The sequence below is a fragment of the Streptomyces blattellae genome (genome assembly GCF_009709555.1).
Classification (GTDB): Bacteria; Actinomycetota; Actinomycetes; order Streptomycetales; family Streptomycetaceae; genus Streptomyces; species Streptomyces blattellae.
On record NZ_WJBG01000117.1, the window covers coordinates 184,828 to 201,982 of the forward strand.

A 17,155-nucleotide genomic window follows, 5' to 3' on the forward strand; every position below is an offset into this window, starting at 1 on the left:
ATGCTGAAAGTGGGCCTGACCGGTGGCATCGGCGCCGGCAAGAGCGAGGTGTCACGGCTGCTTGTGGAGCAGGGGGCCGTCCTCATCGACGCGGACCGTGTCGCGCGCGAGGTCGTCGCGCCGGGAACTCCCGGTCTCGCGGCGGTCGTCGAGGCCTTCGGTACGGAGGTGCTCGCCGCGGATGGCAGCCTGGACCGGCCCAAGCTGGGCTCCATCGTCTTCGCCGACCCCGGCAGACTGGCCGTGCTGAACGGGATCGTGCACCCGCTGGTGGGCGCACGCTCCCGTGAACTCGAAAGCGCCGCCGCCGAGGACTCCGTGGTCGTCCACGACGTCCCGCTCCTCGCGGAGAACGGCCTCGCGCCGCTGTACGACGTCGTGGTCGTCGTCGACGCGAGCCCCGAGACCCAGCTCGACCGGCTGGTCCGGCTGCGCGGCATGACGGAGCAGGATGCACGCGCGCGTATGGCCGCGCAGGCCACCCGCGAGAAGCGGCTGGAGATCGCGGACATCGTCATCGACAACGACGTACCGATGGAGGAGCTTCAGGCCCGTGTGCGCGAGGTCTGGGCGGATCTCGTCGGACGGGCCCACGCGTCGCGCTAGCCGCCCGAAGGGGGCGGGAGGACGCGGACGTGGAGGTAGGCGGGCCCACTGCTCCGCCCGGGGTGACCCGGCGGCGCCGGCGCAGGACGTTCAGCCGTCAGCCGTCAGCCGTCAGCCGTCAGCGGTCGGCGGTCGGCGGTCGGCGGTCGGCGGTCGGCGGTCGGCGCGACAGGGTACTGCTCGACGACGACCGTGGAATCGCGGCCGTGTCGCGGGCGTTGAACCCGTTCAGCGAGGGAAGGACTGTGGCGTGCCCGAGACCAGCGGATCAACCGGACGTACTCCGGAGACCCATGTCATCGATTTCCGTGCCGCTGAGCATCTGCTCGCCGCGCGAGACCCGCGGGGTGCGGTGAAACTGCTCGACGGAGTGATCGCGGCGCACCCGGAGAACACCGCCGCCCGGCTGCTGCGCGCGCGGGCCTTCTTCGCTGCCGCGCAACTGCGACCTGCCGAGTTGGAGTTCACCATCGTCCTGGAGCGCGAGCCGGACAACGCGTTCGCCCACTTCGCCCTGGCCCGGACGTATGAGCGACAGGCGCGGCATGACGAGGCCAAGCGCCACTTCCGGCTGGCGGCCGCGCTGGATCCGAACCCGGAGTATGTGAAGGCGGCACGCTTCGACGGGTGAGCATCCGCCGGCCGGTCATGGGGCTGCGGCCACGGCGGCAGCCAGTCGGCCGGTCACGGGGGTGGGCGCCGCTGGTGCGGTCGGGTCGGGTAGTGCTCATCCGGCGGTCGGTACGGCGGTATGCCGCGGCCCGGCTGGTAGTGCGGGCCCTGGCGGATGTGCCGGAGGATCAGCGCCATGTCCACGGTGATCACCAGCCACAGCACCCCGCAGGCGATCGCCCACCCCGGGCGTCCGGCGAGCGCGAAAGCGACCGTGCCGAAGACCGCCCAGACCAGGCCCCATACACTCAGCCAGAAGCGCGCCCGCAGTGCACTGCGCGCGGTCGCCGGTTCACTGCCCGTACGCATCGGGATCACCACTCCTGTCTGCAACGTACTCCTCGGTACGGACGTTCACCAAAGGGCTCATCCGCTGCCGGAGTACGCGGCGGGCACTGACCGACGAGGGCAGCGTCGTCCGGTTCCAGGAGCGCTTTCGGGTCGCCCGGGAGGATCTGGAGCCCGCGGATACGTAGTCCGCGGATACGGAGCCCGCGGCTACGGAGCCGGTGCAGTTCGTCTTCGGGAATCCGGACCTGCCCGTGGGCGGGCCGGACAGCCTGCCGCGGCGTACGCCGGTGGAGCGGGCGGTCGGGGATCATCTGCGGGCGGGCGGCCATTGGTATATCGGGCATGGCTGGTTTCCGTGGTGAGCGGAGCACGTCGAGTGGGGTCCGTCGTGTGAGGCTTGTCGTGTGGGGCTTGTTGCGTGGGGCTTGTTGCGTGGGGTGTAGCTCGAACGGGTGAACAGTGGTGGGGTGGGAACGGCCGTGCGGTCGCGGGCCGTTGTGCGGGCATGGGGCTGAACATGCGAAGCGGACATCAGGGGACGGGACCCGGGGCGATCACCCCGGACGGCTGTGCGGTCCAGCTCTACTCACGGCTGCCTGCCGGGGAAGAGCCGGACATCATCGCCGGGGCCGTCCCGGCGGGCGCGCACATTCTGGAGCTGGGCTGCGGCGTGGGGCGAATGACCCACCCGCTCCTGGAACGCGGCTTCACGGTCACGGCGGTGGACGAATCCGCGGAGATGCTCGCACGCGTCCGCGGGGCGCGCACGATATGCAGCGCGATCGAGGATCTCGACCTGGGCGGGACGTTCGACGTGGTGCTGCTCGCGTCGTTCCTCGTGCACTCCGGTGACGTCGAGGTACGGCGAGGGCTCCTGCGGACGTGCGTCCGGCATGTCGTCGACGGCGGCTGTGTGTTGATCCAGCGGGAGGGAGAGGACTACCACGCGGACCTGCCGCGCGAGCGTATGGATCCCCGTGGCTTCACCCTGCGGATCGTGTCCTCGGAGCCGGTCGGCGACGGGGTGAACTCGGTGCGCGCGGAGTACGAGTTCCCGGACGCGGTGTGGACCCAGACGTTCCTGGCACGGCCGCTGACGGAGGAGCAGTTCGAGGAGGCGCTGGTGGAGGCGGGGCTGAAGGTGGACAAGTACCTGACGGACGACCGGATATGGGTGCGGGCGGTTCCCGCCGGAGGAGAGTGAGCCGACGGGACGAGGAAGGAGCTGCCGGACAGCGATGAGTTCTGGAGTGGGCGCCGGTCTTCCTCTGTGACAGCAACACGGACCGCTTCCCACGGGAGACCTCGATGTCCGAGACCGCCGCATCCGTCACCACCGCATCCGTCACCACCGCATCCGTCACCGCCGCCGCTGCCCCCTCGTCCCGCCGCGTCGTCATCGCCGAGTCCGCGACCGCCCGTGGTGGGCGTGCCCGCATCGCCCTGCGCGGCCTGCAGGTGCTGCTAGCCCTCTTCTACGTGATCGCGAGCGCGTTGCCCAAGCTCATCGCGCACCCCACCGCCGCCGAGGGCTTCGATGAGATGGGCTGGGGCAGCACGGGGATGTACATCATCGGCGTCCTCGAACTGGCCGGAGGCACAGCGCTGTTGATCCCGGTGCTGCAGTCGGTGGCGGCGATGGCGCTGAGCGGTCTGATGGTGGGCGCGTTCGTCGTCACCCTCACGTACTTCGACGGGGAGAATGCCGCGACCCCGCTGATCCTCATCGTGCCGCTCGCGCTCATCGCCTGGGCTCGGCGCGGGCACAACGCGGATCTTCTGCGGTTGGTGAGACGAAGGGGGTGAGCGGGGGAGGGCGGCCCGGGGGAGGGCGGCAGGGTGGTCGCTGCTCGGAGGCCGGTGCCTTTCGAAGAAGTGGCACCGGCCTCCGAGTGGCAGCCAGTGACACCGCGGCCCGGTGACCCGGCATCGGAGCAGAGCCCGGGACCCGATCAGCGGTCTTCGGATCGGTCTCCAGTCGGGCGCTCTCCCGTCGGACGGCCTTCTGCGGGACGGCCTCCCATGGGTCGGCCGCTCAGTCCGCGCAGCGCCCGCAGGCGTTCCAATTCGCGGCGGTCTCGCTTGGTGGGGCGGCCCGTGCCGCGGTCGCGGATGCCGGCCGGGGCGACGGCCTCGCGGGGCGGAGGCGGCGGGCTGTTGTCGACATAGCACTGGACGGCCACCGGGGCGCCGACCCGCTTGCGGATCAGGCGCTTGACGACGACGATCCGTTCCCGGCCTTCGTGCCGGAGGCGGACTTCGTCGCCGACGCGGACGGAGTGGGAGGGCTTCACCCGCTCGCCGTTCACCCGCACGTGGCCGCCCTTGCAGGCGGCGGCGCCCGTCGAGCGGGTCTTGACCAGGCGTACCGACCAGATCCAGCTGTCGATGCGGACGGATTCGCCGTTCTGCGGGCGGGCGGCTTCGGCGGCTTCGGCGGCTTCGGCGACTTCGGCGGCAGCGGTTGCGAGGGCGTCGGCGTCGACAGCGGCCGGTCCCTCGTGCACCTCAGGCATTTCCTGCCCCTTGTGCACCTCGGGCCCGTCCTGTCCCGGGGTCTGGATGTCGGGTCCCTGGGGCGTACCGCTTTCGCTGTTCGTCCAGCTGTTCGTCCAGCTGTTCGTCGAGCTGTCCGCCCAGCCGTTCGTCTCGTCGCGGTCCGTAGCTTCCGAAGCCATGTCTCGACCTTAGTCCCCGTGCCGGTGAACCTGCCGGAATATCCCTGGGGCGAAGCCACCGCCGGAAGACGAAGAGGGGAGAGGGGAGAGGAGGGCGTAGGACTACCTTGGGCCCATGGATGTCCTCGCCGATCTCGACCAGCGGGTTGCGGGCTGTAGGGCCTGCCCGCGGCTGGTCGCCTGGCGCGAGGAGGTGGCCCGTACCAAGCGTGCTGCCTTCGCCGACTGGACGTACTGGGGGCGGCCGGTTCCGGGGTTCGGGCCGCCGGATGCCCGGTTGCTGATCGTGGGACTGGCGCCTGCCGCGCACGGTGGGAACCGCACCGGGCGGATGTTCACGGGGGACCGCTCCGGGGACGTTCTGTATCAGGCGCTGTACGACATCGGGCTGGCGTCGCAGCCCAGCTCCATGGCGGCCGACGACGGTCTCGAACTGTACGGCGTCCGCGTCACCGCGCCCGTGCACTGCGCCCCGCCCGCGAACAAGCCCACGCCAGGCGAGCGGGACGCGTGTCGCCCCTGGCTCGTTCAGGAGCTGACGCTGCTGCGGCCGACGCTGCGGGCGATGGTCGTGCTCGGTGCCTTCGGCTGGCAGGCCACGCTGCCCGCGCTCGCCGAGGCCGGGTGGGGCGTGCCGAGGCCGCGGCCCGTCTTCGCGCACGGGGCCAGGGTCCCACTCGACGGGCTCGACCTCTTCGGTTGCTACCACGTCAGCCAGCGCAACACCTTCACCGGCCGGCTCACGCCCGCGATGCTGCGGGACGTACTGCGCACGGCGGCCGGGGCGGCGGGCCTGAGCCGCGCAAATGAGGTGACCTGACCGTCGGATCGACCCTAAGGTGCCCGGATGGCCCTCTACCCGGAGATCGAACCGTACGACCACGGCATGCTCGATGTCGGTGACGGCAACCGCGTGTACTGGGAGACCTGCGGCAACCCGCACGGCAAGCCCGCGCTGGTACTGCACGGCGGCCCGGGATCCGGCTGTACGCCGTACCCGCGGCGCCTGTTCGACCCTGCCGTGTACCGGATCGTGCTGCTCGACCAGCGGGGGTGTGGGCGTTCGACGCCGCCGGCGAGCGCGTACGAGACCGACATGAGCGTCAATACGACGGCTCACCTCATCGCCGATCTGGAGCTGCTGCGGCGGGAGTTGGGGATCGGGCGGTGGCTGGTGTGGGGCGTGTCATGGGGGTCGGTGCTGGCGCTGCGATACGCGCAGACCCGTCCCGAGGCGGTGTCGGAGCTGGTGCTGACGGGCGTGGCGACCGGAGCGAACACCGAAGTGGCCCTGCTGACCAGGGGGCTTGGGAAGATCTTTCCGGAGGCGTTCGAGCGGTTCGTCGGTGAACTGCCCGTCGACGACAGGGACGGCAACCTCGCGGCCGCGTACAACCGGCTGCTTGAGTCACCGGATGCCGAGGTGCGGGCGCGGGCCGCGCGGGCCTGGACCGACTGGGAGACGGCGATCATTCCCGCGCCGCCGCGTTCGGTGCCGCGGTTCGAGGACCCGGTCTTCCGCCTTGGCTTCGCCCGCACCGTCACGCACTACTGGGGCAACGACAGCTTTCTGGGCGAGGGCAATGACCAGGGTGTCGTACTGCGCGATGCGCACCTGCTCAAGGGCATCCCCGGCACGCTCGTCCAGGGCAGCCTGGACTTCGGCAACCTTGTCGGCATCACGTGGCGGCTTCATCACGCCTGGCCGGGAAGCGAGTTGGTGATGATCGACGAGGTCGGTCACGATGCCGGGGCGCCGGGGGTGGCTGCGGCGCTGGTGGCGGCGACGGACAAGTACGCCGCCCGGTAGGGAAGTCCGGCCGAGCCGTTCACTTCCTCTCCTTCGCCGTCCGGGGGCATCATGCAGACGACCACCCCGCTCCTTCCGGTTCCGGGACGACGGCCGTCGCCGTGATCTCGACCAGCTGCCCGGTGTAGCCGAGACAGGCGACGCCGAGGAGTGTGGACGAGTGCGGTCCCGTACTGAGCCCCGAGGCCTCGACGACGTCCCAAACGGCGGACAGCACCGCCGTCTCACTGCTCACGACGTACACGTCGGTCGACACGACATGCGCCAGGTCACTCCCGGCCGCCCGAAGCTGCTCACACAGGTTGGCGATCACCTGCTCTGCCTGCCGCACCGGATCCCCCTCCCCGACCAGCTTCCCCTCGGCGTCGAGCGGCACGGCCCCGGCAAGGAACGCGAGCTTCGTACCGGCCTCGACGACGGAGGCGTGGGAGTAGTCCGGCGGCGGAAAGAGGCTCGGGACGGTGACGCGCTGGATCATGCGTGGCTCCTCGTGCGGTGGACGGCCAACCTGCCGATCATCCGCCCTGCCGCCCGGGTGCGGCATCTGAATTTCAGGCCGCGAGTTTGAGCCGCGAGTTTGGGCCGCGAGTTTCAGGCCGCGAGGCCGATCAGCTGCCGGCCGAGGCCGATCTCAGCTTCCCGGACCTTCAGGACCCCTCTGACCTGCGGGGGGGGGTGCCCCGATCCGGAAGACCGCGGCGAGCGCGGCGCCGGAAGGTCGATCAGATCGCTGACCCCTGCCACCTCCTGCAAGGTCCGCGCCAGCGACACCAGCGTCTCGCGCACCGCGCCGATCTCCGTGCGCAGTGCCTGCACGTGTTCCCACTGCCGTTCGTGTTCCACCGGATCCCGGCCGGGCGGACGCTGGGACTCGTAGGCGGTCAGGCGGGGGTGCCACTGTGCCAGGAGGGGCCGCAGGACGCGGTTGAGGACGGTCACGGCGAGGACGCCGAAACTGACGTGGCCGGGGGCGAGGGGCGGGGCTACGTCGGGGCCGTAGCGGCGGAGGATCTCGCGGGTGGTGTTGAAGAAGGTGTAGAGGGAGGAGAGCGCCTCGCGCAGAAAGCCCTCGTCCGGGTCGAGTTCCTCGACCGACACGCGGGTGACGAGCTCCAGATACAGTTCCCAGGCCGCGCTGCGCTCCGCGTCGGCCGGTTCCCACGTGCCGGAGATCTCGCCGACGAAGGGAATCGTCAGCTTGGCCGTGACCTGTGCCGGCCCGCCCGGGCCGCGACGCCTGCCCTGCCTGTGTCTCATGATCGCCTCCCCAGTACCCACAGTAGGGTAAGTCGGCGTGTGGGACGTCTTCCTGAGCTACAGCCGCGGTGATGTGGAGCGGGTGCGTCCGCTCGCGCGAGCGCTGCGCGACGGCGGACTTGAGGTGTTCACGGACGAGACCGGAGTCGCGTCCTTCGCCGGCATCAGCGACACCATCCGCCGCGAACTCGCCCGCTCCAAGGCCCTGCTGGCGTTCTACTCCATCGGCTATCCCGAGCGCGAGGCCTGCCAGTGGGAGCTGACGACCGCGTATCTCGCGGGACTCGGGGAGGGCGACCCGCGGCGCCGGGTGATGGTCGTCAACCCGGAACCGGGCACGGATCACATCCACCCCATCGAACTGCGCGACGCCAGGCATGCCTCGGCCGACGACCTCGCCGCCCTCGTGGACGACGTGCGCGCGCACGTGGCACGGCTCGACGGTCCCATGACCGTCGCGGAACGGAACGCAGCGGGGGGCGTACGACGCTGGCTGCTGGGCACACCCCAGCCGCGCCCGGAGTTCCTGGGCCGCCTCCCTGAACTCTGGCAGGTGCACTCCGCCCTGCACGCCCACGCCGCCCCGCTCGTCACCGGCCGCGCCGCCGCGCACGCCGTGCAGATCCGGGGCATGGCGGGTATCGGAAAGACCCTCCTGGCGCAGGAGTACGCCCTGCGCTTCGAGGCGGCGTACCCCGGTGGCGTGTGCTGGGTGAACGGGGAGGCGTACGAGGAGTCCGTACACGCCCTCGGCGCAGGCTCAGATGGCCTTTCCGCGTACTTCGACGCCATCGGCGAACCGTTCCTGTGGATCGTCGACGCGGTGCCCGCCAGTCGGCTGGCGGCACGCGAGATCGCCGCGATGGCGGCGCCCCATCCCCTCGGCCACACCCTCTTCACCCTGCGCAGCCACGCCTACGACACCCTCGGCACCCCGATCGACCTGGGACCGCTCGACGCTCCCCACGCGCGCGTGCTGGTCGGCGGCGACGAGGCACTCGCCGACGCGGTCGAGGGCCACCCCCTCGCACTCGGCCTCCTGGGCCGGGCGATCCGCGCGGGACACCGGCCCGCCACCCTCTACGACCGTCTCCACGCCCGAGGCAGATCCGTCCTCGACACCCTCGCCGAGGAGGACGTGACGGGCGCGGTCGTCCGGGACGTGGACACGACTGACGCCGCCGACGTCCTGCGCTGCGCAGCCGCTCTCCACCCGCTGCCCCTCACCACCGACGACGCGGCACACGTCCTCGCCGCCGCCGACCGCGTGCCCCGGATCGTCGCCCACCGACGCGCGGCGAACGGCGTCCGCGAACTGCGCGCTCGTGGCCTGCTGAACCCCGCAGCCGACGAACGCTGGTCCCTCCACCCCGTGACCCAGCACGCCTGGCACCACCACGACCCGGCTCCCGCCCGCACCGAGAGCCTGCGCCATGCCGCCCTACGCACCCTGTGCGCGCGCCGTGATCCATCCGGCCCGGTTACGCTGGCCTTCCCCGGAACCCGGAGGGAAGCCCCCATGGCAGCGCCCAGCGAGTCGGAGCGGATGGCCGCCTACGACATCCAGGTCGAGCTGGTCACCCGGATCGGAGTGCAGGAACTGGCGCCGGGGACGGGGAGCCTGCGGGAGGCGCTGACGTCCCTGAAGTCGCTCATCGACTTCACGCGAGGGACGTTGCACACATACAGCATCGGCCTGGACCCCGGTGCGCAGACGGGCGCACCGACGGTCCAGAACCTTGCGTACGCCCTGATCAACGACGTGATTCGCCCCTTCACCAGCACCTGGCACCCGCGCCTCGCGGCGTATGAGCCCCGCTGCCCGGCAGACGTCGCTCCGCTCGATCACGAGGCGGCGTGGCCGGAGGCCGACGCGATGAGGTCCGAACTGGTCGCGCTGCGAGAGCCGTTGGTGCGGATCGCGGAGGGGCTGGCGGGTATCTCCGGGGCGGATTTCGGGGTGGCGGCGACGGGGTGAGGTGCCGCTCGGCACCCCGCGTAAGGAGCGTGCGCGCACAGCGCGTTGAAGCAGGAGGGCGGCCCCGCTCGCGTCTCGGCTCCGTCCCGTTCAGCGCCCTCAGCGCCCTCAGCGCCCTCAGCGCCCTCAGCGCCCTCAGCGCCCCTCCAACGCGTCGTCCGCATGGGGACCGCGCTCGGCCGGAGGGGCCGCCGTACTGCCCCGTACGACCAGCCGGGGCGTAGGCGCCTGTGTGGCCTGTGGGTCGTTCGGGCCGTCGGACATCACGCGGAGCAGTTCCGTGGCGGTGAGTGTGCCGAGGGCGAAGGTGTCGCGGGTCAGGGCGGTGACCGGGGGGTGCGCCATGGTGGTGAGGACGGAGTCGTCGAATGACACGAGGGAGACGTCGGACGGGACGGAGACGCCCATCTCTGTGGCCACGCCGAGGCCGGCGATCGCCATGACGTCGCTGTCGTAGACGATCGCCGTACACCGAGGGTCGGCCCCCAGCAGACGACGGGTCGCCTCCGCGCCCTGGGCGTCGGAGAAGTCGGTCGGGATGGAGTCGACCTCCGTGCCGAGGCTGGTGTGTACGTCCTGGATGGCCTGGAGCCGGCGCTGGGTGTGCTGGAAGGACGTGATGCCGCTGACGTGGCCGATGTGGCGGTGTCCGAGGGAGGACAGATACTGCAGGATGCCGACCATCGCGGCATGGTCGTCGACCCAGACGCTGGTCAGCGGCATGGGGTTGCCGTGGCTTCCCAGTGTCACCGCGGGAATGCCCAGGTCGGCGACGAGCTGTGGCCTGGGGTCGTCGACCTCCAGGTCGAGCAGGACCAGTCCGTCGACGCGGTGCTCCGCCGCCCACCGCCGGTACACCGCCGTCTGCGCCTCGGTGTCCTCGACGATGAGCAGCTGGGTGGAGATGCCCTGGCCGGAGAGCGAGGACTGCAGGCCGGAAAGGAAGTGCGCGAAGAACGGCTCCACGCCGAGCGTCCGGGCGGGACGGGCGATGACGATGCCGACCACGTCGCTGGACGCGCCCTTGAGCGCGCTCGCGGCCCGGTGCGGACGCCAGTTGAGTTCGTCGGCGACGTCAAGGATCCGCTTGCGTGTCGCCTCGCTCAGACCGGGTCGCCCGTTGATCGCCAGGGAGACCGCGGAGACCGACACACCGGCCAGTCGCGCGATGTCGGTACTCCTGAGGCGCGGCGCCGCCTGGCCCGCTCCCGGTCCCGCTTGTTTCTTCGGTGCCATCGCCCCTCCACCCGCCGGCCGTACCGGCGTCACCCAACTGTGATGATCCGGCGCGGTGACTGCGCTTCTAGAACGTATTAGTCTGCGGCCACTCGCACCAGGACTAAAACGTATTACACCCTCTGCACTGAACTGTACCGAAGCACTAGAACGTATTAGACCGGCTCCTTCCGCCCCTCCCGCACGGAGAGATCCAAGGTGCACAATCACTTCGCTTCGACGCTCGACCGGCTCGACCGCGTACGGCGGGAACGCATCCTCCCCCGGGTCCGCACCCGACTCGCGGACGTCCTGGTCGAGGCATGGACCGTCGGGGACGACGGCGAGCCGGTGAGCCCCGGCCACGCACTCGGGCTGACCACCGACGCGGGCCGCGCCCACCCCGACTACCGGCCCTTCGAACTGGGCGACAGCTGGGGCCCCGCCTGGTCCACGACCTGGTTCCGGGTCCAGGGCGCGGTGGACCCCCATCAGGCCGGACCGGTCGACCTCGTGCTGGACCTGGGGTGGTTCGACCACTCCGTCGGCGGTCACTGCGAGGGCCTGGTCTTCACCGAGGACGGCACCGTCGTCAAAGGGCTGCATCCCCGGCAGAGCAGCATCCGGCTCAAGGACGCCACCCGCGACCCGGACCCCGCTCTGCTCGACGCCGAGGGGCGCTTCGTGCTCCATGTCGAGGCCGCCGCGAACCCCCTCCTGCTCGGTCTGCCGCCCTTCGTCACCACCGAGCACGGCGAGAAGGGCGCGCGGGAGCCGTTCGAGGAGTTCCGGCTGCGCCGGGCGGAGACCGCCGTGTTCTGCCCCGACGTGCACGGCCTCCTGTGTGACCTGGACGTCCTGGGCGGCCTGGCCGCGGAACTCACCGACGAAGAACCGCGCCGCTGGCGGCTGTTGCGTGGCATCGAAGAGGCCCTGGACGTCTACGACGAGACGGACGCGGCGGCCACCGCCCGGCAGGCACGCGCCGTGCTGGCGCCGCTCCTGGCCGCGCCCGCTCACCACAGCGCCCACCGGATCACCGCCGTGGGACACGCGCACATGGACTCGGCCTGGCTGTGGCCGCTGCGCGAGACGGTGCGCAAGGTCGGCCGCACCGTGTCCAACGTCCTCGCGCTGCTGGACACCCACCCGGACCTGATCTACACCATGTCCGCCGCGCAGCACTTCGCCTGGCTGGAGGAGCACCAGCCCGAACTCTTCGAGAGGCTGAGCCGGTACGTCGAGCAGGGCCGCTTCGTGCCGGTGGGCGGGATGTGGGTGGAGCCGGACGGCGTCATACCCACCGGTGAGTCCATGGTGCGCCAACTGACCTACGGCAAGCGGTACTTCCTCGACCGGTTCGGTATCGAGGCGCGCGAGGTGTGGCTGCCGGACTCCTTCGGCTACTCGGGCGCGCTGCCGCAGCTCGCGCGCCGGGCCGGCGCACGCTGGTTCCTGACGCAGAAGATCTCGTGGAACGACACCACCACCTTCCCCCACCACTCCTTCTGGTGGGAGGGCATCGACGGCACCCGGATCTTCACCCACTTCCCGCCCGCGGAGACCTACGCCGCCGAGGTCACCGCCCGCGAACTGCGGCACGCGGTCGGCAACTTCAAGGACAAGGCCATCGCCTCCCACTCCCTGCTGCCCTACGGCTACGGCGACGGCGGCGGCGGTCCCACCGCGGAGATGGCGCAGCGGCTGCGCCGGTTCGCCGACCTGGAGGGCGCTCCGCGGGTCGTCTCCCGTACCCCGGCGGAGTTCTTCCGCGATGCCGAGGGAGAACTTCACGAGGTCACCGCGGCGGCGCCTGCCCTCGCGCCCGTCCACCGCGGTGAGCTGTATCTGGAGCTGCACCGGGGCACGCTGACCTCGCAGGCGGCCATGAAGCGGTACAACCGGCGCTGCGAGTCGCTGCTCAGGGCCGCCGAGTACCTCAGCGCGGCGGCCACCGTCCTGCACGGCACGCCCTGGCCGCGGGAGGAACTCGACGAGATCTGGCGCGGGGTGCTCCTGCACCAGTTCCACGACATCCTGCCCGGCACCTCGATCAGCTGGGTGCACCGTGAGGCGCGCGCCTTCTACCGGACCACCGTGGCGCGGCTGCACGACATCGTCGAGCGGGCCACCAAGACACTGGGCGGCGCGGGCGAGGACGGGGCCGCGACCGCGGCGCTGCCACCGTTCCTCCCCGCCGCGGTCCAAGGCACGGCCGCGGTCCAAGGCACGGCCGCGGTCCAAGGCACGGCCGCAGTCCAGGGCCCGGCCGCCGTCCAGGTCACGGACGGGGAGGCCGGAGCCACTGTGCTGGACGACGGACTGCTCCGGGCCGTCGTCGACGCCGACGGCCACCTCACCTCACTCGTCGACCTGCGCACCGGCCGGGAGACCGTGCCGCCCGGCGGGCACGCGAACGAACTGCAGATCTTCCGTGACGAGCCGGTGCGCTGGGACGCCTGGGACGTGGACCGCCACACCCTGCGCCATCCCCAGGCGGTCGGCGAGGTCACCGGCCGGAGGACGGTCCACGACGGACCCGACGCGGGCGTCGAGGTCGTCCGCCGGTTCGGCACCTCGGTGTTCACCGTGACGGCGTGGCTGCGCGCGGGCACCGGACGGCTGGAGACGGAGTGCGCCGTCGACTGGCGGGAACGCGAGCACCTGCTCAAGGTCGCCCTGCCGGTCCATGTCATGGCCCGCACCGCCCGGTTCGAGACACAGTACGGGTACGTGGAGCGCCCGCTGCTGGTCAACACCGCGGCCGAGGACGCGATGTTCGAGGCCGCCATGCACCGGTACGTCCACGTGTCCGACGGCGCCTTCGGCCTGGCGATCCTCAACGACACCATGTACGGCGCCGACGCGCGGTCCCAGGGTGACGCCACCGTCGTCCGGCTGTCGCTGCTGCGGGGCAGCCGGTTCCCCGACCCGGACGCCGACGTGGGCCGTCACACCTTCCGATGGGCCCTGCTGCCGGGCGTGGACGTGCCCGCCGCGGTGGAGGCCGCCTACCGGTTCAACGCACCCGAGGTGCGCGGCCCCGCGCACCTGCCCCCGCTGGTGGAACTGGAGCCGCTGAGCGGCCACGCGGTCGTCGACTGGGTCAAACTCGCGGACGACGGTTCGAAGGACGTCGTCGTGCGGGTCTACGAGACCCAGGGCGGGCGGGCCCGGGCCCTGCTGCGCCCGTCCGCCGCCCTCGGCAAGGACGTCGTCGTACACGAGACGGATCTGCTCGAACGCGGCGTCCGTCCCGAGGAAGGCCTGCCCCTGGCCCTCTCCGCCACCGCCTCCGGCGGGCCCGTCTCCGCAGCCGGCGCGCAACTGGATCTCGGGCCGTTCCAGGTCGCGACCCTGCGGATCACCACCTGAGCCGTCCCACACCATCGCGCACCACACCATCGCGCACCACACCGTCCTACACCATCGCGCACCACATGTGAGGAGAACCGACATGACATCAACGGGCAGACGGCGCACGTTCGTTGCGGGCGCCTTGCTCGGATCGCTGCTGCTGTCCTCGTGCGTCATCGGCAGCGACAGCGACTCGACGTCGAACGACTCGAACGCCTCGGACGGAGAGGTCTCCGGCACGATCACGTTCCAGACCTGGAACCTGAAGAACGACAAGTTCACCCCGTACTTCAACGACCTCATCGCCTCCTTCGAGAAGGAGAACCCGGGCACCACCATCAAGTGGGTGGACCAGCCCGCCGAGGGCTACCAGGACAAGCTGTCCGCCGACGCCGCGGCCGGCTCCCTCCCCGACGTCGTCGACATGGGGCCCGAGGCCGCCTACACCCTCGCGCAGTCGGGCGTTCTGCTGGACCTCAGCAAGGAAGATCCCGAAGCCCAGGACCAGTACCTGGACAAGGCGTGGGAGGCGATGACCTTCGAGGGCCTGGGCGGTGGCACGTACGGCTACCCCTGGTATCTGAACACCGGGCCGTCGTTCTACAACAAGGAACTGCTGCAGAAGTGCGGCCTGGATCCCGACAAGCTGCCCACCACCTACGACGAGCTGTTCGACCAGGCCGAGACCATGGCCGAGAACTGCGACGACGTGCAGATGCTCGCCAGGATGCCCGCCATCGAGAACTTCGGCGAGTACGGCGTGCAGCTGATGAACGAGGACGGCACGGAGTTCACCTACAACAACGCCGAGGGCGTGAAGTTCGTCGAGCGGTTCAAGGATCTGTACGCGGATCAGGGGCTCACCGAGGAGTCGCTCAACAACCTCCAGACCACGGAGGTCGAGGAGTTCAAGGCGGGCCGGCTGGCCTATCTGCCCGGCAGCTCCTACACCCTCAACGACCTCAAGGACACGGCGCCCGAGGTCTACGAGAACGTGGCGATCGGGCCGCGGATCAACAACGGCTCGCCCAACATGTACATCGAGTCGCTCGTGGTGAACGCGCAGTCCGAGCACCAGGCCCTGGCCAAGGCGTTCGCCAAGTACGTGACCGACTCCTCCAACCAGCTTGAGTTCGCCAAGAAGGCCGACGTCTTCCCCTCCTCGGCCGGGACGCTGGACGGCCCGTACTTCACCGAGGACGACGGCACCCCGGCCACCCAGGTACGGGTCGACAGCGCCGCGCAGGTGAAGGAGGCGGTCGTGTGGTGGCCGCCGGCGTTCTCGGGATCCGCGGACGCCGAGACGCTGCGTGAGCAGATCGCGCAGGCCCTGCTGGGCGACAAGTCCGTGCAGGAGGCGCTGGACGCTTCCGTCGAGTACTCCAACGAACGGCTGGAAGCGAACGGATGACGGCCACGGCCCCACGCGCCACCGCACAACGCACCACCGCACGAGGCGGCTTTCCCAGGTGGCGGAGCGGCCGGTCGCTCCGCCGCCGGGACCGTCTGGCCACGCATCGCTGGTTCCTGACCCCCTGGCTGTTCCTGGCGCCGGCGCTGACCGTCATCGTGCTCATGGTCCTCGTGCCGTTCGTCAACACGCTGCAACTGGCCTTCACCGACTCGACGCTGCTGAGAACCGGCGACTTCGTGGGCCTGGACAACTTCCGGAAGATGTTCGACGACGAGCGGTTCTCGACCGCCCTGTTGAACTCCACCCTCTACACGGTGTGCGTCGTGCCCGTCATGGTGGTACTGCCGCTGATGCTCGCCGCGCTGGTGGCCTCGACGCCGCGGCTGGCCGGCTTCTTCCGTACCGCCATGTACCTGCCGGTCATCATGTCACCGGTCGTCGTCGGACTGATCTGGACGAACATGCTCGACAAACAGGGCCTGGTGAATGAACTCGCCGCCACGCTCCATATCGTCTCCGAGCCCTTCCCCTTCCTCAGCGACCGGTGGCTGCTCCTGTTCAGCGCGATGTTCGTCACCGTGTGGATGGGCCTCGGCTACTACATGGTGATCTATCTGGCGGCTTTGGTGAACATCGACCGCAGCCTGTACGACGCGGCGGCCGTGGACGGGGCCGGCACGATACGCACCTTCCTCGACGTCACCGTGCCCGGAGTGCGTTCGACCATGGCGCTCGTCGCGCTGCTGTCCTCGGTGGCCGCCTTCCGGGTGTTCGGCGAGATCTACGTGCTCACCGACGGCACGGGAGGAGTGGGCGGCGGCGACCTCACGATGACCATGCTCATCCAGCGCGAGGGCACCGGGCTGCAGGCGCGTACCGGGTACGCGGGCGCGATCAGCCTCGTCATGTTCGTCATCCTCGGCGGGCTGCTCCTGGCGCAACTCGCCGTGCAGCGCAAGCAGAGGAACTCCTGATGTCCCACCTCGACCTCCCGCGCACCCAGACCAGGGCGCCCCGCACCGGGACCAAGGCCCCCGGCCCCCGCCGCCGGCGTCGGATCCTGCCCGGCACGGTGGCCCGTTACGCCGTCCTCGTCCTGATGGCCCTGCTGCTGGCGGGCCCGCTGGTGTGGCAGCTGTCGCTGTCCCTCAAGGGTGCGGGCGAGCCGCTGTACGACCGGCCGCCCCGGCTGATCCCCGAGCACCCCACGTTCGAGCACTTCGGCACCGTGCTGGACCGCATTCCGGTACCGCGCTATCTCTACAACTCGCTGCTGGTGGCGGTCATGGCGGTGGTCGGCAACGTCGTCGGCGCGACCTGCGCCGGCTACGCGCTGGGGAAACTGCGCTTCCGTGGCCGGGGTGTGGTGACCGTGCTCGTCGTCGCGGCCCTGCTGGTGCCGTCGGAGACCGTCCTGGTCTCGCAGTTCCTCATCGTCAGGGAGGCCGGACTGGCGGACACGCTCGTCGCCGTCGCCCTGCCGACCCTGGTGGCGGCGCTGAACGTGCTGCTGATGCGCAACGCCTTCGCCAGTCTTCCACCGGAGTTCGAGGAGGCCGCCGTCGTGGACGGCGCCAATGCCTGGCAGCGGTTCATCCGGGTGTCCGTCCCCCAGGTCAAGGGCGTGATGACCGTGGTGGCGGTGTTCTCCTTCGTCGGCTCGTGGAACGACTTCCTGTGGCCGCTGATCGTCCTGTCGGACGAACAGAACTACACCCTCACCGTCGGTCTGAACCGGCTGCGCGGCACCTTCTACGACGATCCGCGCCTCATCGCCGCCGGCACGATCATCGCCCTCGTTCCCATCATCGCGTTCTTCGCCGTCCTGCAACGCTACTTCTTCCGCGGGCTGGAAGCCGGCGGACTGAAAGGGTGAC

The 17,155-nt window shown here is 70.5% G+C and carries 16 protein-coding genes and 1 pseudogene; 12 read left to right on the forward strand and 5 right to left on the reverse strand.

All coding sequences use genetic code 11. From position 1 onward, the window contains the following. Positions 1–606 (forward strand): dephospho-CoA kinase, encoded by a 606-nt coding sequence (gene coaE, locus GFH49_RS09135; RefSeq protein WP_155055300.1) that lies wholly within the window; start codon positions 1–3, stop codon positions 604–606. 250 nt (positions 607–856) lie between these two features. Beyond that, positions 857–1,237, forward strand: a complete 381-nt coding sequence (locus GFH49_RS09140) for a tetratricopeptide repeat protein (protein WP_155055301.1) — start codon at positions 857–859, stop codon at positions 1,235–1,237. 53 nt (positions 1,238–1,290) lie between these two features. On the opposite strand, the gene GFH49_RS09145 is transcribed toward GFH49_RS09140, so the two are convergent. Further along, the gene (locus GFH49_RS09145; protein WP_196217903.1) at positions 1,291–1,587 is read right to left on the reverse strand and encodes a DUF6343 family protein; all 297 of its coding nucleotides are present in this window, start codon (positions 1,585–1,587) and stop codon (positions 1,291–1,293) included. A 77-nt stretch (positions 1,588–1,664) separates the two neighbouring features. On the opposite strand from GFH49_RS09145, the pseudogene GFH49_RS39960 reads away from it, so the two are divergent. The 3 genes and pseudogenes from GFH49_RS39960 to GFH49_RS09160 form a co-directional block, all read left to right on the forward strand. Further along, a pseudogene (locus tag GFH49_RS39960) lies at positions 1,665–1,931 on the forward strand (acyltransferase domain-containing protein); the annotation flags it as partial. Between the two features lie 155 nt (positions 1,932–2,086). Then, on the forward strand, positions 2,087–2,773 hold the full coding sequence (locus GFH49_RS09155; protein WP_155055303.1) for a class I SAM-dependent methyltransferase: 687 nt from the start codon (positions 2,087–2,089) through the stop codon (positions 2,771–2,773). Between the two features lie 104 nt (positions 2,774–2,877). Further along, complete coding sequence (locus tag GFH49_RS09160) at positions 2,878–3,375, forward strand: DoxX family protein (protein WP_155055304.1); 498 nt, start codon at positions 2,878–2,880, stop codon at positions 3,373–3,375. 146 nt (positions 3,376–3,521) lie between these two features. On the opposite strand, the gene hslR is transcribed toward GFH49_RS09160, so the two are convergent. Further along, complete coding sequence (hslR, locus tag GFH49_RS09165; protein ID WP_408055892.1) at positions 3,522–4,085, reverse strand: Hsp15 family ribosome-associated heat shock protein; 564 nt, start codon at positions 4,083–4,085, stop codon at positions 3,522–3,524. Positions 4,086–4,362: 277 nt separating this feature from the next. On the opposite strand from hslR, the gene GFH49_RS09170 reads away from it, so the two are divergent. Both GFH49_RS09170 and pip read left to right on the forward strand, forming a co-directional pair. Beyond that, a complete protein-coding gene (locus GFH49_RS09170; RefSeq protein ID WP_155055305.1) occupies positions 4,363–5,067 on the forward strand; it encodes a uracil-DNA glycosylase in 705 nt (234 codons plus the stop codon). Positions 5,068–5,094: 27 nt separating this feature from the next. Continuing rightward, entirely contained in the window at positions 5,095–6,057 is a 963-nt protein-coding gene (pip, locus tag GFH49_RS09175) for a prolyl aminopeptidase (protein ID WP_155055306.1), read from the forward strand. 49 nt (positions 6,058–6,106) lie between these two features. Here pip and GFH49_RS09180 read toward each other — a convergent pair whose 3' ends face one another. After that, positions 6,107–6,535, reverse strand: coding sequence for a RidA family protein (locus GFH49_RS09180; RefSeq protein ID WP_155055307.1), 429 nt, complete (start codon positions 6,533–6,535; stop codon positions 6,107–6,109). A 113-nt stretch (positions 6,536–6,648) separates the two neighbouring features. Next, the gene (locus tag GFH49_RS09185) at positions 6,649–7,314 is read right to left on the reverse strand and encodes a hypothetical protein (RefSeq protein WP_155055308.1); all 666 of its coding nucleotides are present in this window, start codon (positions 7,312–7,314) and stop codon (positions 6,649–6,651) included. Between the two features lie 37 nt (positions 7,315–7,351). On the opposite strand from GFH49_RS09185, the gene GFH49_RS09190 reads away from it, so the two are divergent. Then, positions 7,352–9,292: a toll/interleukin-1 receptor domain-containing protein gene (locus GFH49_RS09190; RefSeq protein ID WP_155055309.1), complete on the forward strand. Its 1,941-nt coding sequence runs from the start codon at positions 7,352–7,354 to the stop codon at positions 9,290–9,292. Positions 9,293–9,427: 135 nt separating this feature from the next. Here GFH49_RS09190 and GFH49_RS09195 read toward each other — a convergent pair whose 3' ends face one another. Next, a complete protein-coding gene (locus GFH49_RS09195; RefSeq protein ID WP_155055310.1) occupies positions 9,428–10,528 on the reverse strand; it encodes a LacI family DNA-binding transcriptional regulator in 1,101 nt (366 codons plus the stop codon). A gap of 198 nt (positions 10,529–10,726) precedes the next feature. Between GFH49_RS09195 and GFH49_RS09200 the strand changes: the two genes are divergently transcribed. From GFH49_RS09200 to GFH49_RS09215, 4 genes are all read left to right on the forward strand, one after another. Next, on the forward strand, positions 10,727–13,882 hold the full coding sequence (locus GFH49_RS09200) for an alpha-mannosidase (protein ID WP_155055311.1): 3,156 nt from the start codon (positions 10,727–10,729) through the stop codon (positions 13,880–13,882). Between the two features lie 82 nt (positions 13,883–13,964). Next, complete coding sequence (locus GFH49_RS09205) at positions 13,965–15,275, forward strand: ABC transporter substrate-binding protein (RefSeq protein ID WP_155055312.1); 1,311 nt, start codon at positions 13,965–13,967, stop codon at positions 15,273–15,275. Then, positions 15,272–16,252, forward strand: a complete 981-nt coding sequence (locus GFH49_RS09210) for a carbohydrate ABC transporter permease (RefSeq protein ID WP_155055313.1) — start codon at positions 15,272–15,274, stop codon at positions 16,250–16,252. Before GFH49_RS09205 ends, GFH49_RS09210 begins: the two co-directional genes overlap by 4 nt. Then, the gene (locus GFH49_RS09215) at positions 16,252–17,154 is read left to right on the forward strand and encodes a carbohydrate ABC transporter permease (RefSeq protein WP_155055314.1); all 903 of its coding nucleotides are present in this window, start codon (positions 16,252–16,254) and stop codon (positions 17,152–17,154) included. Before GFH49_RS09210 ends, GFH49_RS09215 begins: the two co-directional genes overlap by 1 nt. The last annotated feature ends 1 nt before the right edge of the window (position 17,155 follow it).